Raw genomic sequence first — 17,690 nt, forward strand, 5'->3', positions numbered from 1 at the left:
TATAGAGGAGCCGCCGCCAAAGAAAAGCGCGGCGGCGTCAAGCCGGCAATATTGACACCAATACTAGCCTTATTTGAACTTGACCTTGGCCACCAGGCCCATGTTGAGGGTCGTTTCGCCCGGTTCGAAGCTCGGTTCGGCCACCTGGCTGCCACCATAGCCCATGGAATCGGCGCTCATGGCGCGCGCGCCTGCCACGTTGACGCGCTGCGCATAGTTGCCCGAACCTTCGAAATCGATGGTGTCGATCACGGCGTCATTGACGTTGCGGCCCATGGCGCCGGCGATGGCGGCCACGCGCTCGTTGAGGTTCTTGTACGCGGCGGCGATGCGCTGGTCGTCGAGCTTGCGCACGGTGGCAGGCGCCAGGCCGAAGTTCAGGCGGTTCAGGGTCAGCACGCCTTGCGCTGCGGAAACGGTTTTCGGCAAGGCGGCCAGGTTCGTCGTCGTTACCTGCAGGTACTGGCCTACGCGCCAGCCCGTCGGCACCCTTGGCTTGGCGGCGACGCCCGGCGGCAGGGGCGCCGTTTCCGGGTACACGGCATACGTGTAATATCCCTGGGTCTTCAGCACGGCTTGCGGGTCGGCCTTCTTGACGATGGCCGTGCCCTGGTTCATCTTCTGGTTCACGCGCGAGGCGGCGGCGGCCTTGTCCTTGTCCTGCTCTTCGATGGCCAGGGTGACGGTCACCTGGTCGTTCGCATGCAGCACTTCGCCGTTGGCCGGCACCACCACGAGGGTGCCGGCGGTGGGCAAGGTCTGGGCGTGGGCGCCCAGGGCTACGGCAGCGGCGGCTGCGGCCAGCAGCGATTTCATGACGGTCATGGTGTTCTCCTGGAAAATAATGGGGCAAAAACAACCATGGGGCCAACAGCCCCATGATCATCTTAAAACATGCTGACGCGGAAATTTGCCCGCGTTGGTCAGTCTACTTCAGCTTACTTGAACTTGACCTTGCCGACGACACGCATGTCGAGCGTCGTTTCGCCCGGCTCGAAGCTCGGTTCGGCGACGGTGCTGTCTTCGGCCATCTTGGCGCTGCGCATCATCATCGGCGCGGCAGCAGGACGGCTTTCCGTGGCGTAGTTGCCCGAACCTTCGAAGTCCACCGTATCGAGCACGGCGTCGGACACGTTGCGGCCCATGGCCTTGGCGATGGCGGCCACGCGCTCGTTCAGGTTTTTATAGGTGGCGGCGATGCGCTGGTCGTCCAGCAAGCGGATGGTTTCCGGCTTCAGGCCGAAATTCAAGCCATTCAGGGTCAGCACGCCTTGCGCCGCCGACACGGTTTTTGGCAAAGTCGCCAGGTTGGCCGTCGTCACTTCCAGGTACTGGCCGACACGCCAGGCCGTCGGCAAACGCGGCTTGGCCACGGCGCCGGCCGGCAATGGACGCTCTTCCGGGTACACGGGATAGGTGTAGTAGCCGTACGATTTCAGGGCCGCCGACGGATCGGCCTGCTTGACGATGGCGATACCCTTGTTCATCTTCTGGTTGACTCTCGACGCGGCGGCGGCCTTGTCCTTGTCCTGTTCTTCGACGGCCAGGGTAGCGACCACCTGGTCATTGACATGCTTGACTTCGCCAAATGCGGGGACCACCACCAGGGTGCCGTTGGTCGGCAAGGTTTGAGCTTGTGCGTGGGCTTGCGCGCTCAGGGCAACGGTGGCTGCGGCGGCAACAAGGACGGATTTCATCACGGTCATGGGGGTACTCCTAGGTAGTTAATGTGGCTGACAGCCCGCGAAAGGGATGCTTTTGCCATCCCTTTCGCCTGAGAAACTTGTCAAACTGTGTAGATTCTAACGCCTCATTCATTCCTGTGGCGCAAATTAACAAATCGTCACAAAATGTGCTTGCCAGTCACATCTGCTCACATTTCAATACACTGCTATTGAAAATAACAATGTTATTAGTGGCCCAGCACCGCGCCGCCGCTGCGCCGGTCCGGCTTGAAACTGTGGCGGTGCGCGCACCAGGCGATGGTCAACGCCACCAGCAGCAAGGCCAGCATGGCCCAGGGGAACGACGCCGCGCCATAGCCGTCGAGCAGCATGCCGCCCGCCAGGCCGCCGCCCGCGATGGCCACGTTCCAGATGGTCGCCACCATCGCTTGCGCCACGTCCATGCCGTCACCGGCCGCGTCCGCCGACGCCGTCTGCAGCAAGGTGCCGGCGCCGCCAAAGGTGATGCCCCAGATGGCCATGCTGACATAGATCACGGCCGGCGAGTCCATCGCCAGTCCCAGCGCGACCACCACGAGGGCAAAGGCGGCGATGCATCCCAGCACGAGCGGACGCAGCCAACGGTCGATCAGCTGGCTGACCAGCCAGATGCCGGCCAGCGAGCCGACGCCATACACGAGCAGCACCAGGTCGACGCGGGGGCGCAAGCCGGACGGCGCCAGGAACGGTGCGATATACGTATATAAAATGTTATGCGCCAGCATCCAGGCGACGATCACCGCCAGAATCGGCCGCACGCCCGGCGTCATGAACACCTGGCGGATTGACAAACGCTCGCCCTGCTTTTGCCCCGGATAATCGGGCACGGCCAGCAACACCCACGCGACCAGCACCACGGCCAGGCCGGACATGATGCCGAAGATGCTGCGCCAGCCCAGCACGCCGCCCATCAGGGTGCCCAGCGGCACGCCCAGCGACAGGGCCAGCGGCGTGCCGATCATGGCGATGGCCATCGCCCTGCCCTGCTGCTCGACGCTCACCATGCGGCGCGCGTAACCGGCCATCAAGCCCCAGGCCAGACCGGCGGCCATGCCCGTCACGAAGCGCGACACCAGGGCGACGAGGTAGTTGGGCGCCAGGGCCGTCGCCGTATTGAAGATCAAAAAGCCGATGATGGCCAGCAACAGGACATTGCGCCGGCGCCAGCTGCTCGTCAGCGCCGTCAGGGGAATCGCCGTCAATATGGAACCGATGGCGTACACGGTGACCAGCTGGCCCGTCATGACTTCGGAAATGCCGAGGTCCCGGGCAATCTGCGGCAGCAAGCCGGCCGGCAAGGTTTCCGACAGGAGGGCGAGAAACGCCGTCATGGCCAGGGCCAGCAAGGCCAGCACGGGAAGTCGTTCGGAAATGGAAGAGTCTGCAGTGCCCGGCATGGGCACTGTGGCGGTAATACGGTCGGTCATAGGGGTCCTTCAGATTGCGCAAGCGGCTAATCAGCTAGCGCCTGGCGTGCTACAAAAGCGGTGATGCGCGTTGCGGTCGGCAGATACCGAAACAGATGCAGTCCACAGGAAACTGCAAAGGAAGGGCGGAATTGTAAAGCAAACGCAGCAAAAGCGTGCGCACCTCAAGCTGGCGTCATGCAGGCATCATTGGCCGCCTTGCGCGGCGAAAACCAGGCATTCGATTTCGGACTGTACAGGAAGGCGCAGGTGACGGCGAACATGAGCGCGCCAGGCAAGACGTTCATCTTCAGCGGCAAGGTCGCCAGACAGAACGCAATGTCGATCACGCCCCACACCAGATAGACGGTGCGCGCGCCACGCTGCCTTTGCAGCATGGCCAGCGCTGTCACCAGGGTCAGGCCCAGGCTGAAGAGCATCATCGCGTATTGCACCTCCGCGGGAATCGCGCCATGCGCCATCCCGGCCAGCATGGCGGGATCGTTGCGGCCAAGGTAAGCCGAGGCCAGCGATAACAACGAGCTGAGGATCAGAAACCAGCAGCTGATGGCAACCGAGACGGGACGCTTGACCGCATGAAGATTCCCTACAAAAACTTTAGAAAAAACAAGCATGGTGCTGACGGTATGGTTGACTGGGCCTGATTGTAACGGATGTTGGCGGCCAAACGCCTGCGCACAAAAAAAGCCGGCTTGCGCCGGCTTCCTGTAAAGAACGGTAAATGCTTAGTTCTTCGACTGGTCGACCATCTTGTTCTTCGCGATCCAAGGCATCATGGCGCGCAGTTTCGCGCCCACTTCTTCGATCTGGTGCTCGGACGTCAGACGGCGGCGCGAGATCAGGGTCGGTGCGCCTGCCTTGTTTTCCAGGATGAAGCTCTTCGCGTATTCGCCCGTTTGAATATCTTTCAGGCATTGACGCATCGCATCCTTGGTGGCCGAGGTGACGACCTTAGGACCGGTCACGTATTCGCCGTATTCGGCGTTGTTCGAGATCGAGTAGTTCATGTTGGCGATGCCGCCTTCATAGATCAGGTCGACGATCAGCTTGAGTTCGTGCAGGCACTCGAAGTACGCCATTTCAGGCGCGTAGCCCGCTTCCGTCAGGGTTTCGAAGCCGGCCTTGATCAGTTCCACGGCGCCGCCGCACAGCACGGCTTGTTCGCCGAACAAGTCGGTTTCGGTTTCTTCACGGAAATTCGTTTCGATGATGCCGGCACGGCCGCCGCCGTTGGCCGAGGCGTACGACAGGGCGATATCGCGGGCGATGCCCGATTTGTCCTGGTACACGGCGATCAGGTGGGGCACGCCGCCGCCCTGGGTGTAGGTGGCGCGCACGGTGTGGCCCGGCGCTTTCGGCGCGACCATGATCACGTCCAGGTCGGCGCGTGGCACGACTTGACCGTAATGCACGTTGAAGCCGTGGGCGAAGGCCAGCACGGCGCCTTGCTTGGCGAACGGCGCGATGTTTTCGTTGTAGACCTGGGCGATGTTTTCATCCGGCAGCAAGATCATGATGACGTCGGCCGCTTTCACGGCGTCGTTGACTTCCGCTACTTTCAAGCCCGCTTGTTCGACCTTGGTCCACGAAGCGCCGCCCTTGCGCAGGCCGACGGTGACGTTGACGCCCGAATCGTTCAGGTTTTGCGCGTGCGCGTGGCCTTGCGAACCGTAGCCGATGATGGCGACGTTTTTGCCTTTGATCAAGGAGAGGTCAGCGTCTTTGTCGTAAAAAACTTTCATGGTATTTCCTATAATTTGATGATGCGTTGTTGTTTTAAATGCGGCCCGCGGGCCGCGTAGTGCTGCTGTGTACTTTTATACCTTGAGGATGCGTTCGCCGCGGCCGATGCCGGAACCGCCCGTGCGGACGGTTTCCAGGATGGCGGCGCGGTCGATCGAATCGATGAACGCGTCGAGCTTGACCTTGTTGCCGGTCAGTTCGATCGTGTACGTCTTTTCGGTGACATCGATGATGCGGCCACGGAAGATATCGGCGGTGCGCTTCATTTCCTCGCGCTCCTTGCCCACGGCACGGACCTTGATCAGCATCAACTCGCGTTCGATATGCTGGCCTTCGGTCAGGTCCACCACCTTGACTACCTCGATGAGGCGGTTGAGGTGCTTGGTGATCTGCTCGATGATGTCATCCGAACCGCTGGTGACGATGGTCATGCGCGACAGGGTCGAGTCTTCCGTCGGCGCCACCGTCAATGTTTCGATGTTGTAGCCGCGTGCCGAGAACAGGCCCACCACGCGCGACAGGGCGCCCGCTTCGTTTTCCAGCAAGACAGAAATAATATGGCGCATATTAGAGATCCTCCGAACCGAGCATCATTTCGGACAGGCCCTTGCCGGCTTTCACCATTGGCCACACGTTTTCAGACTGGTCGGTAATGAAGTTCATGAATACCAGCCTGTCTTTCATGCCAAACGCCTCTTTCAGGGCGCCGTCGACGTCGCCCGGTTTTTCAATTTTCATGCCCACATGGCCATACGCTTCCGCCAGCTTCTCGAAGTCGGGCAGCGAATCCATGTACGACTCGGAGTAGCGCGAACCGTAATCGATTTCCTGCCACTGGCGCACCATGCCGAGGAAACGGTTGTTGAGCATGATGATCTTCGGCGTCAGGTGATACTGCTTGCACGTGGCGAGTTCCTGGATGCACATCTGGATCGAACCTTCGCCCGTGATGCAGGCAACGGTGGCGTCCGGATTGGCCATCTGCACGCCCATGGCGTACGGCAAGCCGACACCCATAGTGCCCAGGCCGCCGGAATTGATCCAGCGGCGCGGCTTGTCGAAGCCGTAGTATTGCGCGGCCCACATCTGGTGCTGGCCCACGTCGGACGTGATGAAGGCATCGCCCTTGGTGATCTGGAACACTTTTTCCACCACCGCTTGCGGCTTGATGACCAGGTCCGAGGTCGGGTATTTCAGGCATTCGCGGCCACGCCATTCGGCGATCTGCTTCCACCAGTTGCTCAAGGCATTGACGTTCGGCTTGGCTTCGGCCGCGTCGAGTTGCGCGAGGAACTCGATCAGCACATCCTTGACATTGCCGACGATGGGGATATCGACCTTGACGCGCTTGGAAATCGACGATGGATCGATGTCCACGTGGATGATCTTGCGCGGATGCGAGGCGAAATGTTTCGGGTTGCCGATCACGCGGTCATCGAAACGGGCGCCGATGGCGATCAGCACGTCGCAGTTCTGCATCGCCATGTTCGCTTCATAGGTGCCGTGCATGCCGGGCATGCCGACATACTGCTCGCTCGAGGCGCGGTAGCCGCCCAGACCCATCAAGGTGTTGGTGCACGGGAAACCCAGGCGGTCGACCAGCTTGTTCAGCTCGGCCGAGGCATTTGCCAGGATGACGCCGCCGCCCGTGTAGATCATCGGGCGTTCGGCTTGCAGCAGCAGCTGCACGGCCTTGCGGATCTGGCCCGAATGGCCCTTGTCGACGGGACGGTAGGAACGCATCTCGACTTCCTTCGGATAGTCAAAGTTGCATTTGTGCATGCTGATATCCTTGGGGATATCGACCAGCACGGGTCCCGGACGGCCGGTACGGGCGATGAAGAAGGCTTTCTTGATCGTCGCTGCCAGGTCCTTGACGTCCTTGACGAGGAAGTTGTGTTTGACGACGGGGCGCGTGATGCCGACCGTGTCGCATTCCTGGAACGCATCCTGCCCGATGGCGTGGCTCGGCACCTGGCCGGAGATCACGACCATGGGAATCGAGTCCATGTAGGCGGTCGACAGGCCCGTGACGGCATTCGTGACGCCCGGACCGGACGTGACGATGGCGACACCGACCTTGTTCGAGCTGCGCGAATAGGCATCGGCGGCGTGGATCGCGGCCTGCTCGTGGCGTACCAGGATATGCTGGAATTTGTTTTGCTGGAAGATGGCGTCGTAGATGTAGAGTACGGCTCCGCCCGGGTATCCAAAGACGTGCTCGACGCCCTCTTCAGCCAGACAGCGCACGACAATTTCTGCGCCGGTAATGGGTCCTGCTGTTGCTTCGGTATTCATGAAACATTCCTTTCAAGGTCCATTGGAGATTGATCGGATGTTCTTTCCTGACGAGGTACGCCTAACGCAACAGTGCTCCTGCTTCCCTTTTCATGCGGTCACGCAATTTCTTTGGGCACCCATAGATACCTTACAAAACAACGCTTAACGCAACTCGTTTGGCTGGAGTTTCTGTGGCGCCTGTACGAACCGCTCGCGCTTGTGGCGCGGGTTAGAACAAACTGCCTACAAATGAAAGCGCGTCTTGTCGCGGATGGCCTTGTGTGCCGGTCGCGACCTGACCATAGGGCTTTGGGGTGTTCAAAGCGTCCCATACGTTATCGCGTTGCACCATGATGGTCAAGGAAAATGTCGGCCTCGCTGCATTTTTGCCCGCACAACGTGCAAAAACCCTGCGGAAACGCACATTTTTTGCTAGCATGCACGGGGTTGCAAAAAGCATACCCGCCCCCATTCGCCCACCGCACCCCGCAGCCGCTAAGATCCCCATACCGCATGGCAACAGACAAAGAATTATCCGACTTTCTAGAAAATGTCGAGCGGCGCGCTTTCAAGCAGGCCGCCTACGCGGTCCGCAAGGAAGAATCGGCACTCGACATCGTGCAGGATGCCATGATCAAGCTGGCCGAGAAATACGGCGACAAGCCGGCCGCCGAGCTGCCGATGCTGTTCCAGCGCATCTTGCAGAACACCATCCTTGATTATTTTCGCCGCGAAAAAGTTCGCAACACCTGGGTCAGCCTGTTTTCCGGCATGAAGCCCTCGGGCGACGAACATGAGGATTTTGATATACTTGACACCTATGAATCGGAACAGGGCTCCAGCGCCGCCGAATCGTCGGCCGACCAGGTCGAACGCGCGCAAATCCTTGATTTGATTGATGCAGAGGTACAAAAACTGCCCTCACGTCAACGCGAAGCCTTCCTCATGCGTTATTGGCAGGACATGGATGTGGCTGAAACAGCGGAAGCGATGGGTTGCTCCGAAGGTAGCGTGAAAACACATTGCTCTAGAGCTACCCACACGCTCGCCGAATCGCTGAAAGCCAAGGGAATTAAATTATGAACACCGACGATCTCAATTTCGCTTACAAAGTGCGCCATGCACTGAACGAAAAACTCGACGAGCTGCCCGCATCGGCCACCGATCGCCTGGCAGCGGCACGCAAGCTGGCCCTGTCGCGCAAGAAGGCGGACGCGCCCGCCGCCGTCACCGTGCGCCAGAATGTGTTCGCCGGCGTGGCCAGCAGCCTGTTCGTCGAGCCGCTGTCGTGGCTGGGCCGCATGAGCGTCATCATCCCCCTGCTGCTGCTGGTCGGCGGCCTGGTGGGCATCTATCAGTTTGAGCAGGAACAACATATTGCCGAACTGGCAGAAATCGACGCCGCCGTGCTGTCCGACGAATTGCCGCTCTCCGCGTACATGGACCATGGCTTCAACGCCTACCTGACGAAACGCGAGCAATAATGGCACGCACGAGCGTACGCAAAGGCTGGCTGGCCGGCGGCATCGGCCTGGGCGCCTGCGCCCTGGCCGGCGCCGCCTGGGTAGGCGCGCAGCAACATCCCGCTCCCGCCGCGCCTCCCGTGGCGGCGGCGCCCGTGGTGGCGCCGGCCCCGGCCTCAGCCGCCAAGCCCGGCTCACCCCGCACGGCCGGCAAGGGCGGCACGCCACCGAAGGCTGGCGAGAATCCCTCGTGGAACAAGTTGTCGCGCGCGCAGCAGGAAGCCCTGCAGCCGCTGGCGGGCGAGTGGAACAAGCTGGAAGCCTTGCGCAAGCAGAAATGGCTCGATATCGCCAGCCGCTTCGCCTCCATGTCGCCCGACGAGCAAATCCGCGTGCACGAACGCATGCGCGAATGGATCAAGCTGACGCCGGAACAGCGCCGCCTCGTGCGCGAAAACTATACGCGCACGAAGAAGATCGATCCGGGTCAAAAAACCGCGCAATGGGAGCAGTACCAGCAATTGCCGGAAGATCAAAAGAAAAAGCTGGCGACGGAACTCGTGCCGAAAAAACCGCTGGGCAAGGTGCCGGCGATCAATTCGAATACGAGCAAGCCGGCCCCCATCCTGCTCCCCGCCACGCCGCCAGCGCCTGCCGCCGCCGCGCCCGTCCTGCCGCCAGCCGCCACGCCAGCGGCGGCCGTGCCGCTCACGGATCCTGCCGCGGTCCCCGCCACCGTGCCCGTCACGCCACCTGTTACGCCAGCCCCACTACCAACCAATGTCAAATAGCACGCCTGCCGCCAGCATCACCTCCCATCCCACGATCAAGCGCCGCCTGATTTCCATGGTGTACGAGTCGCTGCTGGCCCTGGCCGTGCTCTTTTTACCCTTCCTGCTGTTTGAACTGGCCGTGCAGGGCGCGCATACGCCCATGACGGAACACATGCGCCAATGCCTGGCCTTCCTCGTCATGGGCGCGTATTTCATCCATCAATGGAGCCGCGAAGGGCAAACCCTGGCCATGAAGACGTGGCGCCTGAAAGTCGTGCTGCCGGGCCACGCCCACGTGCCGCTGCGGGTGGCCGCCTACCGCTACATGCTGTCATGGATGTGGTTGCTGCCGGCCCTGCTGGTGTCGTATGCATTCGGCTTGCAGCACTGGACAGCGCTGGGCGCCATCGGCGCGGGCATCCTGGCCTGGTCGGCCACGGCCCTGTTCACGGGCAATGGACAATTCCTGCACGACAAGCTGGCGGGCACGCAGATCGTGCAATTGCCGGCCCCCGCGAAAAAGTCGAAGAAAGTCGCCGCCTGAGTTTTTATGCGGCTTGACCTGCGTCATTGAAGCGCTACGGGGGCTCTGCGATCATGGCGTGCCATGAATAATACCGCCCCCCTCCCCCACACACGTTTCGCTCCCTACCGCGAGGAAGTCTGCAGCGAAGACGAAGTCAAGCACCTCGTCCATACCTTTTATGCGGCCGCGCGCGAAGACGCCATGCTGGGTCCCATCTTTGCCGCCGAGGTCAAGGATTGGGACGCCCATCTGGCAACATTGGTCGATTTCTGGTCTGGCTTGCTGCGCGGCACCATGCGCTACCACGGCAAGCCGCTGGCCCAGCACGCGAACATGGAAAACCTGACGCCATGCATGTTCCGCCGCTGGCTGACCCTGTTCTTCGCCACCACCGAAAACATGGGCAATGCCGCCTTGCAAGAAAAGGCCGACACCATCGCCTTGAATATTGCCGAACGGCTATGGAAAAGCTTTGCGGAAAACCACGCGAACAAATGCAGCCCGCAGCAAACAGCCAGCCTCACGACGCCTGAGAAAACCGTAGCGAGCGGAAGCTAGTTGTGGCTAAGAAGCGCAACTGTACTCTAGTACAGTGAGCATCGCAGGCCGCAAATAGCGACGCGCAGTAGGTTTGCTCAGGCGTTCCTAGAATCGCTCGTAACCCTGCAAGTAACGCCATTGACCCACGGGCATGGCGCCCATCGGGATGCGGCCGATGCGCAAGCGCTTCATGGCGACGACGTCCAGTCCCACCATCTTGCACATATGGGCGATCTGGCCCGGCTGCACGTTTTTCAGGGCGAAACGCAGGCGCGTCTCGTTCTGCCAGCTCACCTTGATCGGCGGCAAAGGCTTGCCATTGAAGGGCAGGCCGTGATTCAGCAGCGCCAGGCCATTCTCAGCGATCGCGCCCGACACTTCCACGATGAATTCCTGCTCCACCGTCTTCGCTTCATCGACCAGCTTGCGGGCCACGCGGAAATCCTGCGTGAACACGAGCAAGCCCGAGGCCATGGTTTCCAGCGGATTGGTGATGGTCAGGCCGATCAAATGGCGCTTGAGGAAACGCGTGACGGAGCTGGGCGCCACGTTCTCCGGCGTGAAAATCTCTTCGGGACGCAAACAGCTCAATGCGGGTTTGCCCTCGCTGCCGATACCGCCATGGATGCCGGCCGGCTTGTGCAGCAGAATCGTCACGGGCGGCATTTCATCGAGGGTGGCGTTCGGCAACAGCACCACTTCCTGATTATCCGCCACGCGCGCGCCCGATTCCTCCACCAGCACGCCATCGACCGTGACCCAGCCGCCCTCGATATACAGCTCGGCCTCGCGGCGCGAGCAGGGCACGTCTTCGGACAGGCGCTTGGCCAGGCGGACGGTGGGCATTTCGTGTGGTGTGGTCATGGGGAGGCGCAAAAGCAAGAGGAGGAGAAAGCCGGTATTATAACCGACCCGCTCCTCCTCTTTTGCGGTGCGCGCTGCTGATTGTCGGATTACGCTGCGCTAATCCGACCTACCCGACCTACCTGACCATGTGCGGTTTTGTAGGTTGGCTTAGCGGCTAGCCGCGTAAGCCAACAATCAGGCTTGCGCCTTGGCCAATTCCTCGGCAAAGAAACGGTGGCCCATCTCTTCCAGGCCCAGCGTTTGCAGCACTTCCTGCAGGCGCTCCGTCGGACGCTGGCGCGGCAGATTCTTGTAGCTGGCGATGATCAGCTCATTCTTCATCGAATGCTCCCAGCCCACCAGTTCCGTCACGCTGACCTGGTAGCCGTGCGCTTCCAGCTGCAGACAGCGCAGCACGTTGGTGATCTGGCTGCCGAACTCGCGCGTGTGCAGCGGGTGGCGCCACAATTCCGTCAAGACGTTCTTGCCCAGGCTCTTGCCCTTGTTCTTCTTCAGGACGGAAGCGACTTCGGCCTGGCAACATGGCACCAGCACCATGAACTTCGCCTTTTTCTTCAGGGCGAAGTGGATGGCGTCATCGGTGGCCGTGTTGCACGCATGCAAGGCCGTGACGATGTCGATCTGCTGCGGCAGCAAGTTCGATTCCGTCGATTCGGCCACGGACAGGGGTAAAAACGACATGCCGGGGAACTTGAACTTCTTCGCCAGCTCTTGCGAACGCTGCACCAGCTCTTCGCGCGTCTCGATGCCGTAGATGTGCGAACCGTCGTTGCCGTTCTTGAAGAACAGGTCGTACAGGATGAAGCCCAGGTAGGACTTGCCGGCGCCGTGGTCGACCAAGGATACGCCGGGATGGTCGAGCTGCACTTCGCGCAGCAGCGGCTCGATGAATTGCGTCAGGTGGTACACCTGCTTGAGCTTGCGGCGGCTGTCCTGGTTCATCTTGCCGTCGCGCGTCAGGATGTGCAATTCCTGCAGCAAGGCGACCGACTGGCCATCCTTGATCTCGGGCATGTTGCTGGCGGCCGTGATGACGTCTTTCGGCGCAGCGGCTGCGGTGGCGGCGGGCGCCGCGCCCTTAGCGCGCTTCATCGATCCACGCCATCTGTATCGCTTCGAGCACTTTTTCGCCGCCGCGCGTGTGGTCATCGTCGAAGCCGTCCAGTTCCACCACCCAGTTGTGCAGGTCGGTGAATCGCACGGTCAGCGGGTCGATGTCCGGATGCGCGTCGAACAACGCCTCGGCGATCGCGTGTATGTCGGACCATTTCATCTTAGTGACTGCCTTCGCTGACCTGGTTGATCGTGTATTTCGGGATTTCGACGACGAGGTCGGCCTCGGCCACGATGGACTGGCACGACAGGCGCGACACGGCTTCCAGGCCCCAGGCCTTGTCCAGCATATCTTCTTCCAGTTCAGTCGCTTCGTTCAGGGATTCGATGCCTTCGCGCACCAGTACGTGGCAGGTGGTGCAGGCGCACGATTTTTCGCAGGCGTGCTCGATGTCGATGTCGTTTTCCAGCAGGATGTCGCAGATGGACTTGCCGGCCGGGGCTTCGATGACGGCGCCGTCCGGGCAAAGCTTGGCGTGCGGCAGGATAACGATTTGTGGCATGGTTTCTTCTTTCAGTCTGTCATTCGGGGCGCGGCCGCGGCGAGTGCCTGCGGCGCGCTGTTCAATTAGTTTTATACGACCTGATCCAGCGTTTTGCCGGTCAGCGCCGTGCGTACGCTGCGGTCCATGCGGCGCGAGGCGAAATCCTCGGTGCCGTCGGCCAGCGCTTCGATCGCCAGCTTCAAGGCCTGGTGGTCGATGGCGCCGCTTTGCGATTGGGTAATAGCGTCGCGCACCTTGTTCATCAGGTCATCGACTTGCGCGCGTTCGGCGTCGTCGAGCAAGCCGCCGTCTTCGTCCAGCGCCGACTGCGTGGCCAGCAGGATGCGTTCCGCTTCCACCTGCTCTTCGCGCAGCGCGCGCGCCACCATGTCGGTGTCGGCCGAGGTGTAGGAATCCTGCAGCATGCGGGCGATGTCGTCGTCGCCCAGGCCGTACGCGGGCTTGACGCTGATCGACGCTTCCACGCCCGAGCGCAATTCGCGCGCCGAGACGGACAGCAAGCCGTCCGCATCGACCTGGTAGGTGATGCGGATGCGCGCGGCGCCCGCCACCATCGGCGGAATGCCGCGCAATTCAAAGCGCGCCAAGGAACGGCAATCGCTGACCAGTTCGCGCTCGCCCTGCAGCACGTGCACGGCCAGGGCCGTCTGGCCATCTTTAAATGTCGTGAATTCCTGGGCGCGCGCGCATGGTATGGTCGAGTTGCGCGGGATGATCTTTTCCACCAGACCGCCCATGGTTTCGATACCGAGCGACAGCGGAATGACGTCCAGCAGCAGCCAGTCGTCGCCGGCGGCACGGTTACCTGCCAGCAAGTTCGCCTGGATGGCCGCGCCCAGCGCCACCACCTTATCGGGGTCGATATTCGCGTGCGGCGTCGTGTGGAAGAATTCGCTCACGGCGCGCTGCACGTGCGGCATGCGCGTGGCGCCGCCCACCATCACCACGCCGTCGACGTCGTCCGCATCCACGTTCGCGTCGCGCAGGGCTTTCTTGATGGCGTTCATGGTCTTGGCCACCAGATGCTGCGTCATGGCGGCAAAGTCGGCCGCCGTGATGCGCAGGTGGATTTCTTCGCCCGAGTTCAGCTTGGCGTCGATCGTCGTTTCCGGCTTGGTCGACAGCAGTTCCTTGATCTCGCGCGCCTTCACCATCAGGATGGCCGTGTCTTCGTCCGACAGCGGCGCCAGCTTGGCGTGTTCGCTGATCCAGCAGAACAGGCGGCGGTCGAAATCATCGCCGCCCAGGGCCGAGTCGCCGCCCGTGGACAGCACTTCGAAGACGCCCTTGCTCAGCTTCAGGATCGAGATATCGAAGGTGCCGCCGCCCAGGTCGTACACGGCGTACACGCCTTCGGACGCGTTATCGAGGCCGTACGCGATGGCGGCGGCCGTCGGCTCGCTCAGCAGGCGCAAGACATTGATACCGGCCAGCTGGGCCGCATCTTTCGTCGCCTGACGCTGCGCATCGTCGAAATACGCTGGTACGGTAATCACGGCGCCCACCAGGTCGTCACCGAGGGAGTCTTCCGCGCGCTGGCGCAGGGTGGCGAGGATTTGCGCCGACACTTCGACGGGGCTTTTCACGCCGGCCACGGTTTTCAGCTGCACCATGCCAGGCGTATCCTGGAAATCGTAGGGCAGGTTTTCCGCGTAGGCGATGTCGGCCAGGCCGCGGCCCATGAAGCGCTTGACGGAGACGATGGTGTTCTTCGGGTCGGTGGTCTGTGCGGCCAGGGCCTTGTAGCCGATGTTGGCGTGGCCGTTCGGCAGGTAGCGCACGACGGAGGGCAGCAGGGAGTGCCCTTCTTCGTCGTTGAGTACCTCGGGAATGCTGTTGCGCACGGTCGCGACCAGGGAATTGGTGGTGCCAAGGTCGATGCCGACGGCCAGACGGTGCTGGTGCGGCGCGGTCGACATGCCTGGTTCGGAAATTTGCAGAAGTGCCATTGTATTCGTGCCTCGATTAATTTTTTGCGTGATGCAGCTGATGCCTGGTGCGCATTATAAGACGCGCGCCAGACTGGCGCTTGGCACGCCGGTCAAGCTATCCGGCGATCAAACCTCGATCGCCTCATAGGCAAAACGGACTTCCTCGCCGAATTTGTCGAGGAACATCAGGGCGCGCACGCTTTGCGCGGCATTCACATAGTCGCCGCCATCGAGCTGGGCCGCCACCTGGGCCAGCAGGGCCTTGCGTTCGCCGCGCAGCTGGCGGTCCAGGGCGTCGAGCGCCTCGGCATCCTTGCCCGCGCGCGCATCGCCCAGTTCCTCGCGCCATTCCATCTGCTGCATCAGGAAGCTGACGGGCATGGCCGTGTTCGATTCCGTCTGCAGATCGACGCCATTCAGTTCGCACAGGTATTGCGCGCGCTTTTGCGGGCTTTTCAGGGTTTGATAGGCTTCATTGGCGCGCGTGGCCCATTGCATCGCCACGCGCTTCTCGGCGCTGCTGGCGTTGATGAAACGGTCCGGGTGGACCTTGCCCTGCACGTCGCGGTAGGCCGCGTCGAGCGCGCTCATGTCGAGCCCGAACTGCGCCGGCAACTGGAATAATTCGAAGTGGTTTTGCATAATTGTCAGTGGTCGCTGTACCGCAATCGATGGGTACAGCGCACCGACCGGGGTCTTGCCAGCTGTTTAAATCCTGAAGGACTCGCCGCAGCCGCAGGCGTCTTTTTCGTTCGGATTGTGGAACTTGAAGCCTTCGTTCAAGCCTTCGCGCGCGAAATCGAGTTCCGTGCCGTCGATGTAAGGCAGGCTTTTCGGATCGACGAAGACTTTCACGCCGTGCGATTCGAAGACGCTGTCTTCGGCCGCCGCTTCATCGACATATTCGAGCTTGTAGGCCAGGCCCGAGCAGCCCGTGGTGCGCACGCCGAAGCGCAGGCCCATGCCCTTGCCGCGCCGTTCGATATAACGGTTGATGTGTTTCGCCGCTTTTTCGGTCAGTGTGATCATGTATTTCTCCGCGCCCGCCCCGCGCCTTGCGGCGCCGGGCAGGATGCAAACTTAGGCCGCAGCCGGATGGCGGGTCTGGTAGTCCAATACTGCCGCCTTGATGGCGTCTTCCGCCAGGATGGAGCAGTGGATCTTCACTGGCGGCAGGGCCAGTTCTTCGGCGATCTGCGTATTCTTGATGGCCAGCGCCTGGTCCAGGGTCTTGCCCTTGACCCATTCGGTCACCAGCGAGCTCGATGCGATGGCCGAACCGCAGCCGTAGGTCTTGAATTTCGCATCTTCGATCAGGCCGTCGGCGCCGACCTTGATCTGCAGTTTCATCACGTCGCCGCAGGCAGGCGCGCCCACCATGCCGGTGCCGATGGTTTCATCACCCTTGTCGAAAGCGCCCACGTTGCGCGGGTTTTCGTAGTGATCGAGTACTTTGTCCGAGTAAGCCATTTTGATGCTCCTTAAATATTCTTGCCGGCCCCGTCAACAGGGGCCACGGTGTTGGTTAGTGGGCTGCCCATTGGATGGAATTGATGTCAATGCCATCTTTAAACATGTCCCACAGCGGCGACAGTTCGCGCAGCTTGTGTACTTTCGATTTCAGCAGGTTCACGGCGAAGTCGATGTCTTCCTCGGTCGAGAAGCGGCCGATGGTGAAGCGGATCGAGCTGTGCGCCAGTTCGTCGCTGCGGCCCAGGGCGCGCAGCACGTACGATGGTTCCAGGCTGGCCGAGGTGCAGGCCGAACCGGACGACACGGCGATATCCTTGATCGCCATGATCAGCGACTCGCCTTCGACGTAGTTGAAGCTCACGTTCAGGTTGTGCGGCACGCGGTGATCCATGTCGCCGTTGATGTAGACTTCTTCGATCTCTTGCAGGCCCTTGGCCAGGCGGTCGCGCAAAGCCTTGATGCGGCCGATTTCGCTGTCCATCTCTTCCTTGGCGATGCGAAAGCTCTCGCCCATGCCGACGATCTGGTGCGTCGGCAGGGTGCCCGAGCGCAGGCCGCGCTCATGGCCGCCGCCGTGCATCTGCGCTTCCAGGCGCACGCGCGGCTTGCGGCACACGTACAGAGCGCCCACGCCTTTCGGGCCGTAGGTTTTGTGCGCCGTGAAGGTCATCAGGTCGACCTTGGTCTTTTGCAGGTCGATGACGACCTTGCCCGTCGCTTGCGCGGCGTCGCAATGGAAGATGATGCCTTTCGAGCGGCAGAATACGCCGATCTCGTCGATCGGCTGGATCACGCCGATTTCGTTGTTCACCAGCATCACCGACACGAGGATGGTGTCCGGGCGCACGGCCGCGGCCAGCTGCTCGACGGTGATCAGGCCGTTGTCCTGCGGTTCCAGGTACGTCGCTTCGAAGCCGATGCGTTCCAGTTCGCGCACCGTGTCGAGCACCGATTTATGCTCGGTCTTGACGGTGATGATGTGCTTGCCCTTGGTCTTGTAGAACTGCGCCGCGCCCTTGATGGCCAGGTTGTTGCTTTCCGTCGCGCCGGAGGTCCAGATGATTTCGCGCGGATCGGCGTTCACCAGGGCCGCCACGTGGCCGCGTGCCTCTTCCACGGCTTTTTCCGCCGTCCAGCCGTACATGTGGCTGCGCGAGGCCGGATTGCCGAACTGCTCGCGCAGGTAGGGAATCATCTTGTCGGCGACGCGTGGATCGATCGGCGTGGTGGCCGAGTAATCCATGTAGATCGGGAAATGCGGTGCGGTTTCAAAGTGCACTTGGCCTACGTTTTTTTCTGGGGCGTTCATCAATAACTCCTGCAA

The 17,690-nt window shown here is 61.3% G+C and carries 21 protein-coding genes; 5 read left to right on the forward strand and 16 right to left on the reverse strand.

Going from position 1 to position 17,690, the window contains the following annotated elements:
• Positions 1-69: 69 nt before the first annotated feature.
• From AC07VH_RS09845 to AC07VH_RS09875, 7 genes are all read right to left on the reverse strand, one after another.
• Positions 70-825, reverse strand: coding sequence for an SIMPL domain-containing protein (locus AC07VH_RS09845; RefSeq protein ID WP_494787351.1), 756 nt, complete (start codon positions 823-825; stop codon positions 70-72).
• A 113-nt stretch (positions 826-938) separates the two neighbouring features.
• Complete coding sequence (locus AC07VH_RS09850; RefSeq protein WP_494787352.1) at positions 939-1,706, reverse strand: SIMPL domain-containing protein; 768 nt, start codon at positions 1,704-1,706, stop codon at positions 939-941.
• Between the two features lie 206 nt (positions 1,707-1,912).
• Positions 1,913-3,121, reverse strand: a complete 1,209-nt coding sequence (locus AC07VH_RS09855) for an MFS transporter (protein ID WP_494787353.1) — start codon at positions 3,119-3,121, stop codon at positions 1,913-1,915.
• Between the two features lie 194 nt (positions 3,122-3,315).
• Positions 3,316-3,765 (reverse strand): hypothetical protein, encoded by a 450-nt coding sequence (locus tag AC07VH_RS09860; protein ID WP_494787354.1) that lies wholly within the window; start codon positions 3,763-3,765, stop codon positions 3,316-3,318.
• Positions 3,766-3,876: 111 nt separating this feature from the next.
• Entirely contained in the window at positions 3,877-4,893 is a 1,017-nt protein-coding gene (gene ilvC, locus AC07VH_RS09865; RefSeq protein WP_034750044.1) for a ketol-acid reductoisomerase, read from the reverse strand.
• 75 nt (positions 4,894-4,968) lie between these two features.
• A complete protein-coding gene (gene ilvN / locus AC07VH_RS09870) occupies positions 4,969-5,460 on the reverse strand; it encodes an acetolactate synthase small subunit (protein WP_010399754.1) in 492 nt (163 codons plus the stop codon).
• Position 5,461: 1 nt separating this feature from the next.
• The gene (locus AC07VH_RS09875; RefSeq protein ID WP_475415399.1) at positions 5,462-7,192 is read right to left on the reverse strand and encodes an acetolactate synthase 3 catalytic subunit; all 1,731 of its coding nucleotides are present in this window, start codon (positions 7,190-7,192) and stop codon (positions 5,462-5,464) included.
• A gap of 495 nt (positions 7,193-7,687) precedes the next feature.
• On the opposite strand from AC07VH_RS09875, the gene AC07VH_RS09880 reads away from it, so the two are divergent.
• The 5 genes from AC07VH_RS09880 (at position 7,688) to AC07VH_RS09900 (ending at position 10,494) form a co-directional block, all read left to right on the forward strand.
• The gene (locus tag AC07VH_RS09880; protein ID WP_034779551.1) at positions 7,688-8,257 is read left to right on the forward strand and encodes an RNA polymerase sigma factor; all 570 of its coding nucleotides are present in this window, start codon (positions 7,688-7,690) and stop codon (positions 8,255-8,257) included.
• Positions 8,254-8,658 carry a DUF3619 family protein gene (locus AC07VH_RS09885; protein WP_475415401.1) on the forward strand — a complete coding sequence of 135 codons (405 nt, stop codon included), beginning with the start codon at positions 8,254-8,256 and terminating at the stop codon, positions 8,656-8,658. Before AC07VH_RS09880 ends, AC07VH_RS09885 begins: the two co-directional genes overlap by 4 nt.
• The gene (locus AC07VH_RS09890) at positions 8,658-9,428 is read left to right on the forward strand and encodes a DUF3106 domain-containing protein (RefSeq protein WP_494787355.1); all 771 of its coding nucleotides are present in this window, start codon (positions 8,658-8,660) and stop codon (positions 9,426-9,428) included. Before AC07VH_RS09885 ends, AC07VH_RS09890 begins: the two co-directional genes overlap by 1 nt.
• Positions 9,418-9,954: an RDD family protein gene (locus AC07VH_RS09895; RefSeq protein WP_489630299.1), complete on the forward strand. Its 537-nt coding sequence runs from the start codon at positions 9,418-9,420 to the stop codon at positions 9,952-9,954. The genes AC07VH_RS09890 and AC07VH_RS09895 overlap by 11 nt, the downstream gene beginning before the upstream one ends.
• Before the next feature lie 63 nt (positions 9,955-10,017).
• On the forward strand, positions 10,018-10,494 hold the full coding sequence (locus AC07VH_RS09900) for a group III truncated hemoglobin (RefSeq protein WP_494787356.1): 477 nt from the start codon (positions 10,018-10,020) through the stop codon (positions 10,492-10,494).
• An 87-nt stretch (positions 10,495-10,581) separates the two neighbouring features.
• Here the strand turns inward: AC07VH_RS09900 and AC07VH_RS09905 are convergent, their stop codons facing one another.
• The 9 genes from AC07VH_RS09905 to AC07VH_RS09945 all read right to left on the reverse strand — a co-directional run bounded on the left by AC07VH_RS09905 (position 10,582) and on the right by AC07VH_RS09945 (position 17,675).
• Entirely contained in the window at positions 10,582-11,340 is a 759-nt protein-coding gene (locus tag AC07VH_RS09905; protein ID WP_494787357.1) for an rRNA pseudouridine synthase, read from the reverse strand.
• A gap of 177 nt (positions 11,341-11,517) precedes the next feature.
• Positions 11,518-12,435, reverse strand: a complete 918-nt coding sequence (locus AC07VH_RS09910) for a class I SAM-dependent methyltransferase (protein ID WP_070311301.1) — start codon at positions 12,433-12,435, stop codon at positions 11,518-11,520.
• Positions 12,422-12,616 (reverse strand): Fe-S cluster assembly protein IscX, encoded by a 195-nt coding sequence (gene iscX, locus AC07VH_RS09915; RefSeq protein ID WP_070288776.1) that lies wholly within the window; start codon positions 12,614-12,616, stop codon positions 12,422-12,424. Before iscX ends, AC07VH_RS09910 begins: the two co-directional genes overlap by 14 nt.
• 1 nt (position 12,617) lies before the next feature.
• Positions 12,618-12,959: an ISC system 2Fe-2S type ferredoxin gene (gene fdx / locus AC07VH_RS09920; protein ID WP_034750070.1), complete on the reverse strand. Its 342-nt coding sequence runs from the start codon at positions 12,957-12,959 to the stop codon at positions 12,618-12,620.
• Positions 12,960-13,030: 71 nt separating this feature from the next.
• Positions 13,031-14,911 carry a Fe-S protein assembly chaperone HscA gene (gene hscA / locus AC07VH_RS09925; RefSeq protein ID WP_494787358.1) on the reverse strand — a complete coding sequence of 627 codons (1,881 nt, stop codon included), beginning with the start codon at positions 14,909-14,911 and terminating at the stop codon, positions 13,031-13,033.
• Between the two features lie 108 nt (positions 14,912-15,019).
• Entirely contained in the window at positions 15,020-15,535 is a 516-nt protein-coding gene (gene hscB / locus AC07VH_RS09930) for a Fe-S protein assembly co-chaperone HscB (RefSeq protein WP_494787359.1), read from the reverse strand.
• Between the two features lie 66 nt (positions 15,536-15,601).
• A complete protein-coding gene (iscA, locus tag AC07VH_RS09935; RefSeq protein WP_034750079.1) occupies positions 15,602-15,922 on the reverse strand; it encodes an iron-sulfur cluster assembly protein IscA in 321 nt (106 codons plus the stop codon).
• Between the two features lie 51 nt (positions 15,923-15,973).
• The gene (iscU, locus tag AC07VH_RS09940) at positions 15,974-16,363 is read right to left on the reverse strand and encodes a Fe-S cluster assembly scaffold IscU (RefSeq protein ID WP_034779562.1); all 390 of its coding nucleotides are present in this window, start codon (positions 16,361-16,363) and stop codon (positions 15,974-15,976) included.
• A gap of 55 nt (positions 16,364-16,418) precedes the next feature.
• Positions 16,419-17,675, reverse strand: a complete 1,257-nt coding sequence (locus tag AC07VH_RS09945) for an IscS subfamily cysteine desulfurase (protein WP_070311292.1) — start codon at positions 17,673-17,675, stop codon at positions 16,419-16,421.
• Positions 17,676-17,690 lie beyond the last annotated feature (15 nt).

It is taken from the genome of Janthinobacterium sp. GW821-FHT03C10 (assembly GCF_059420865.1).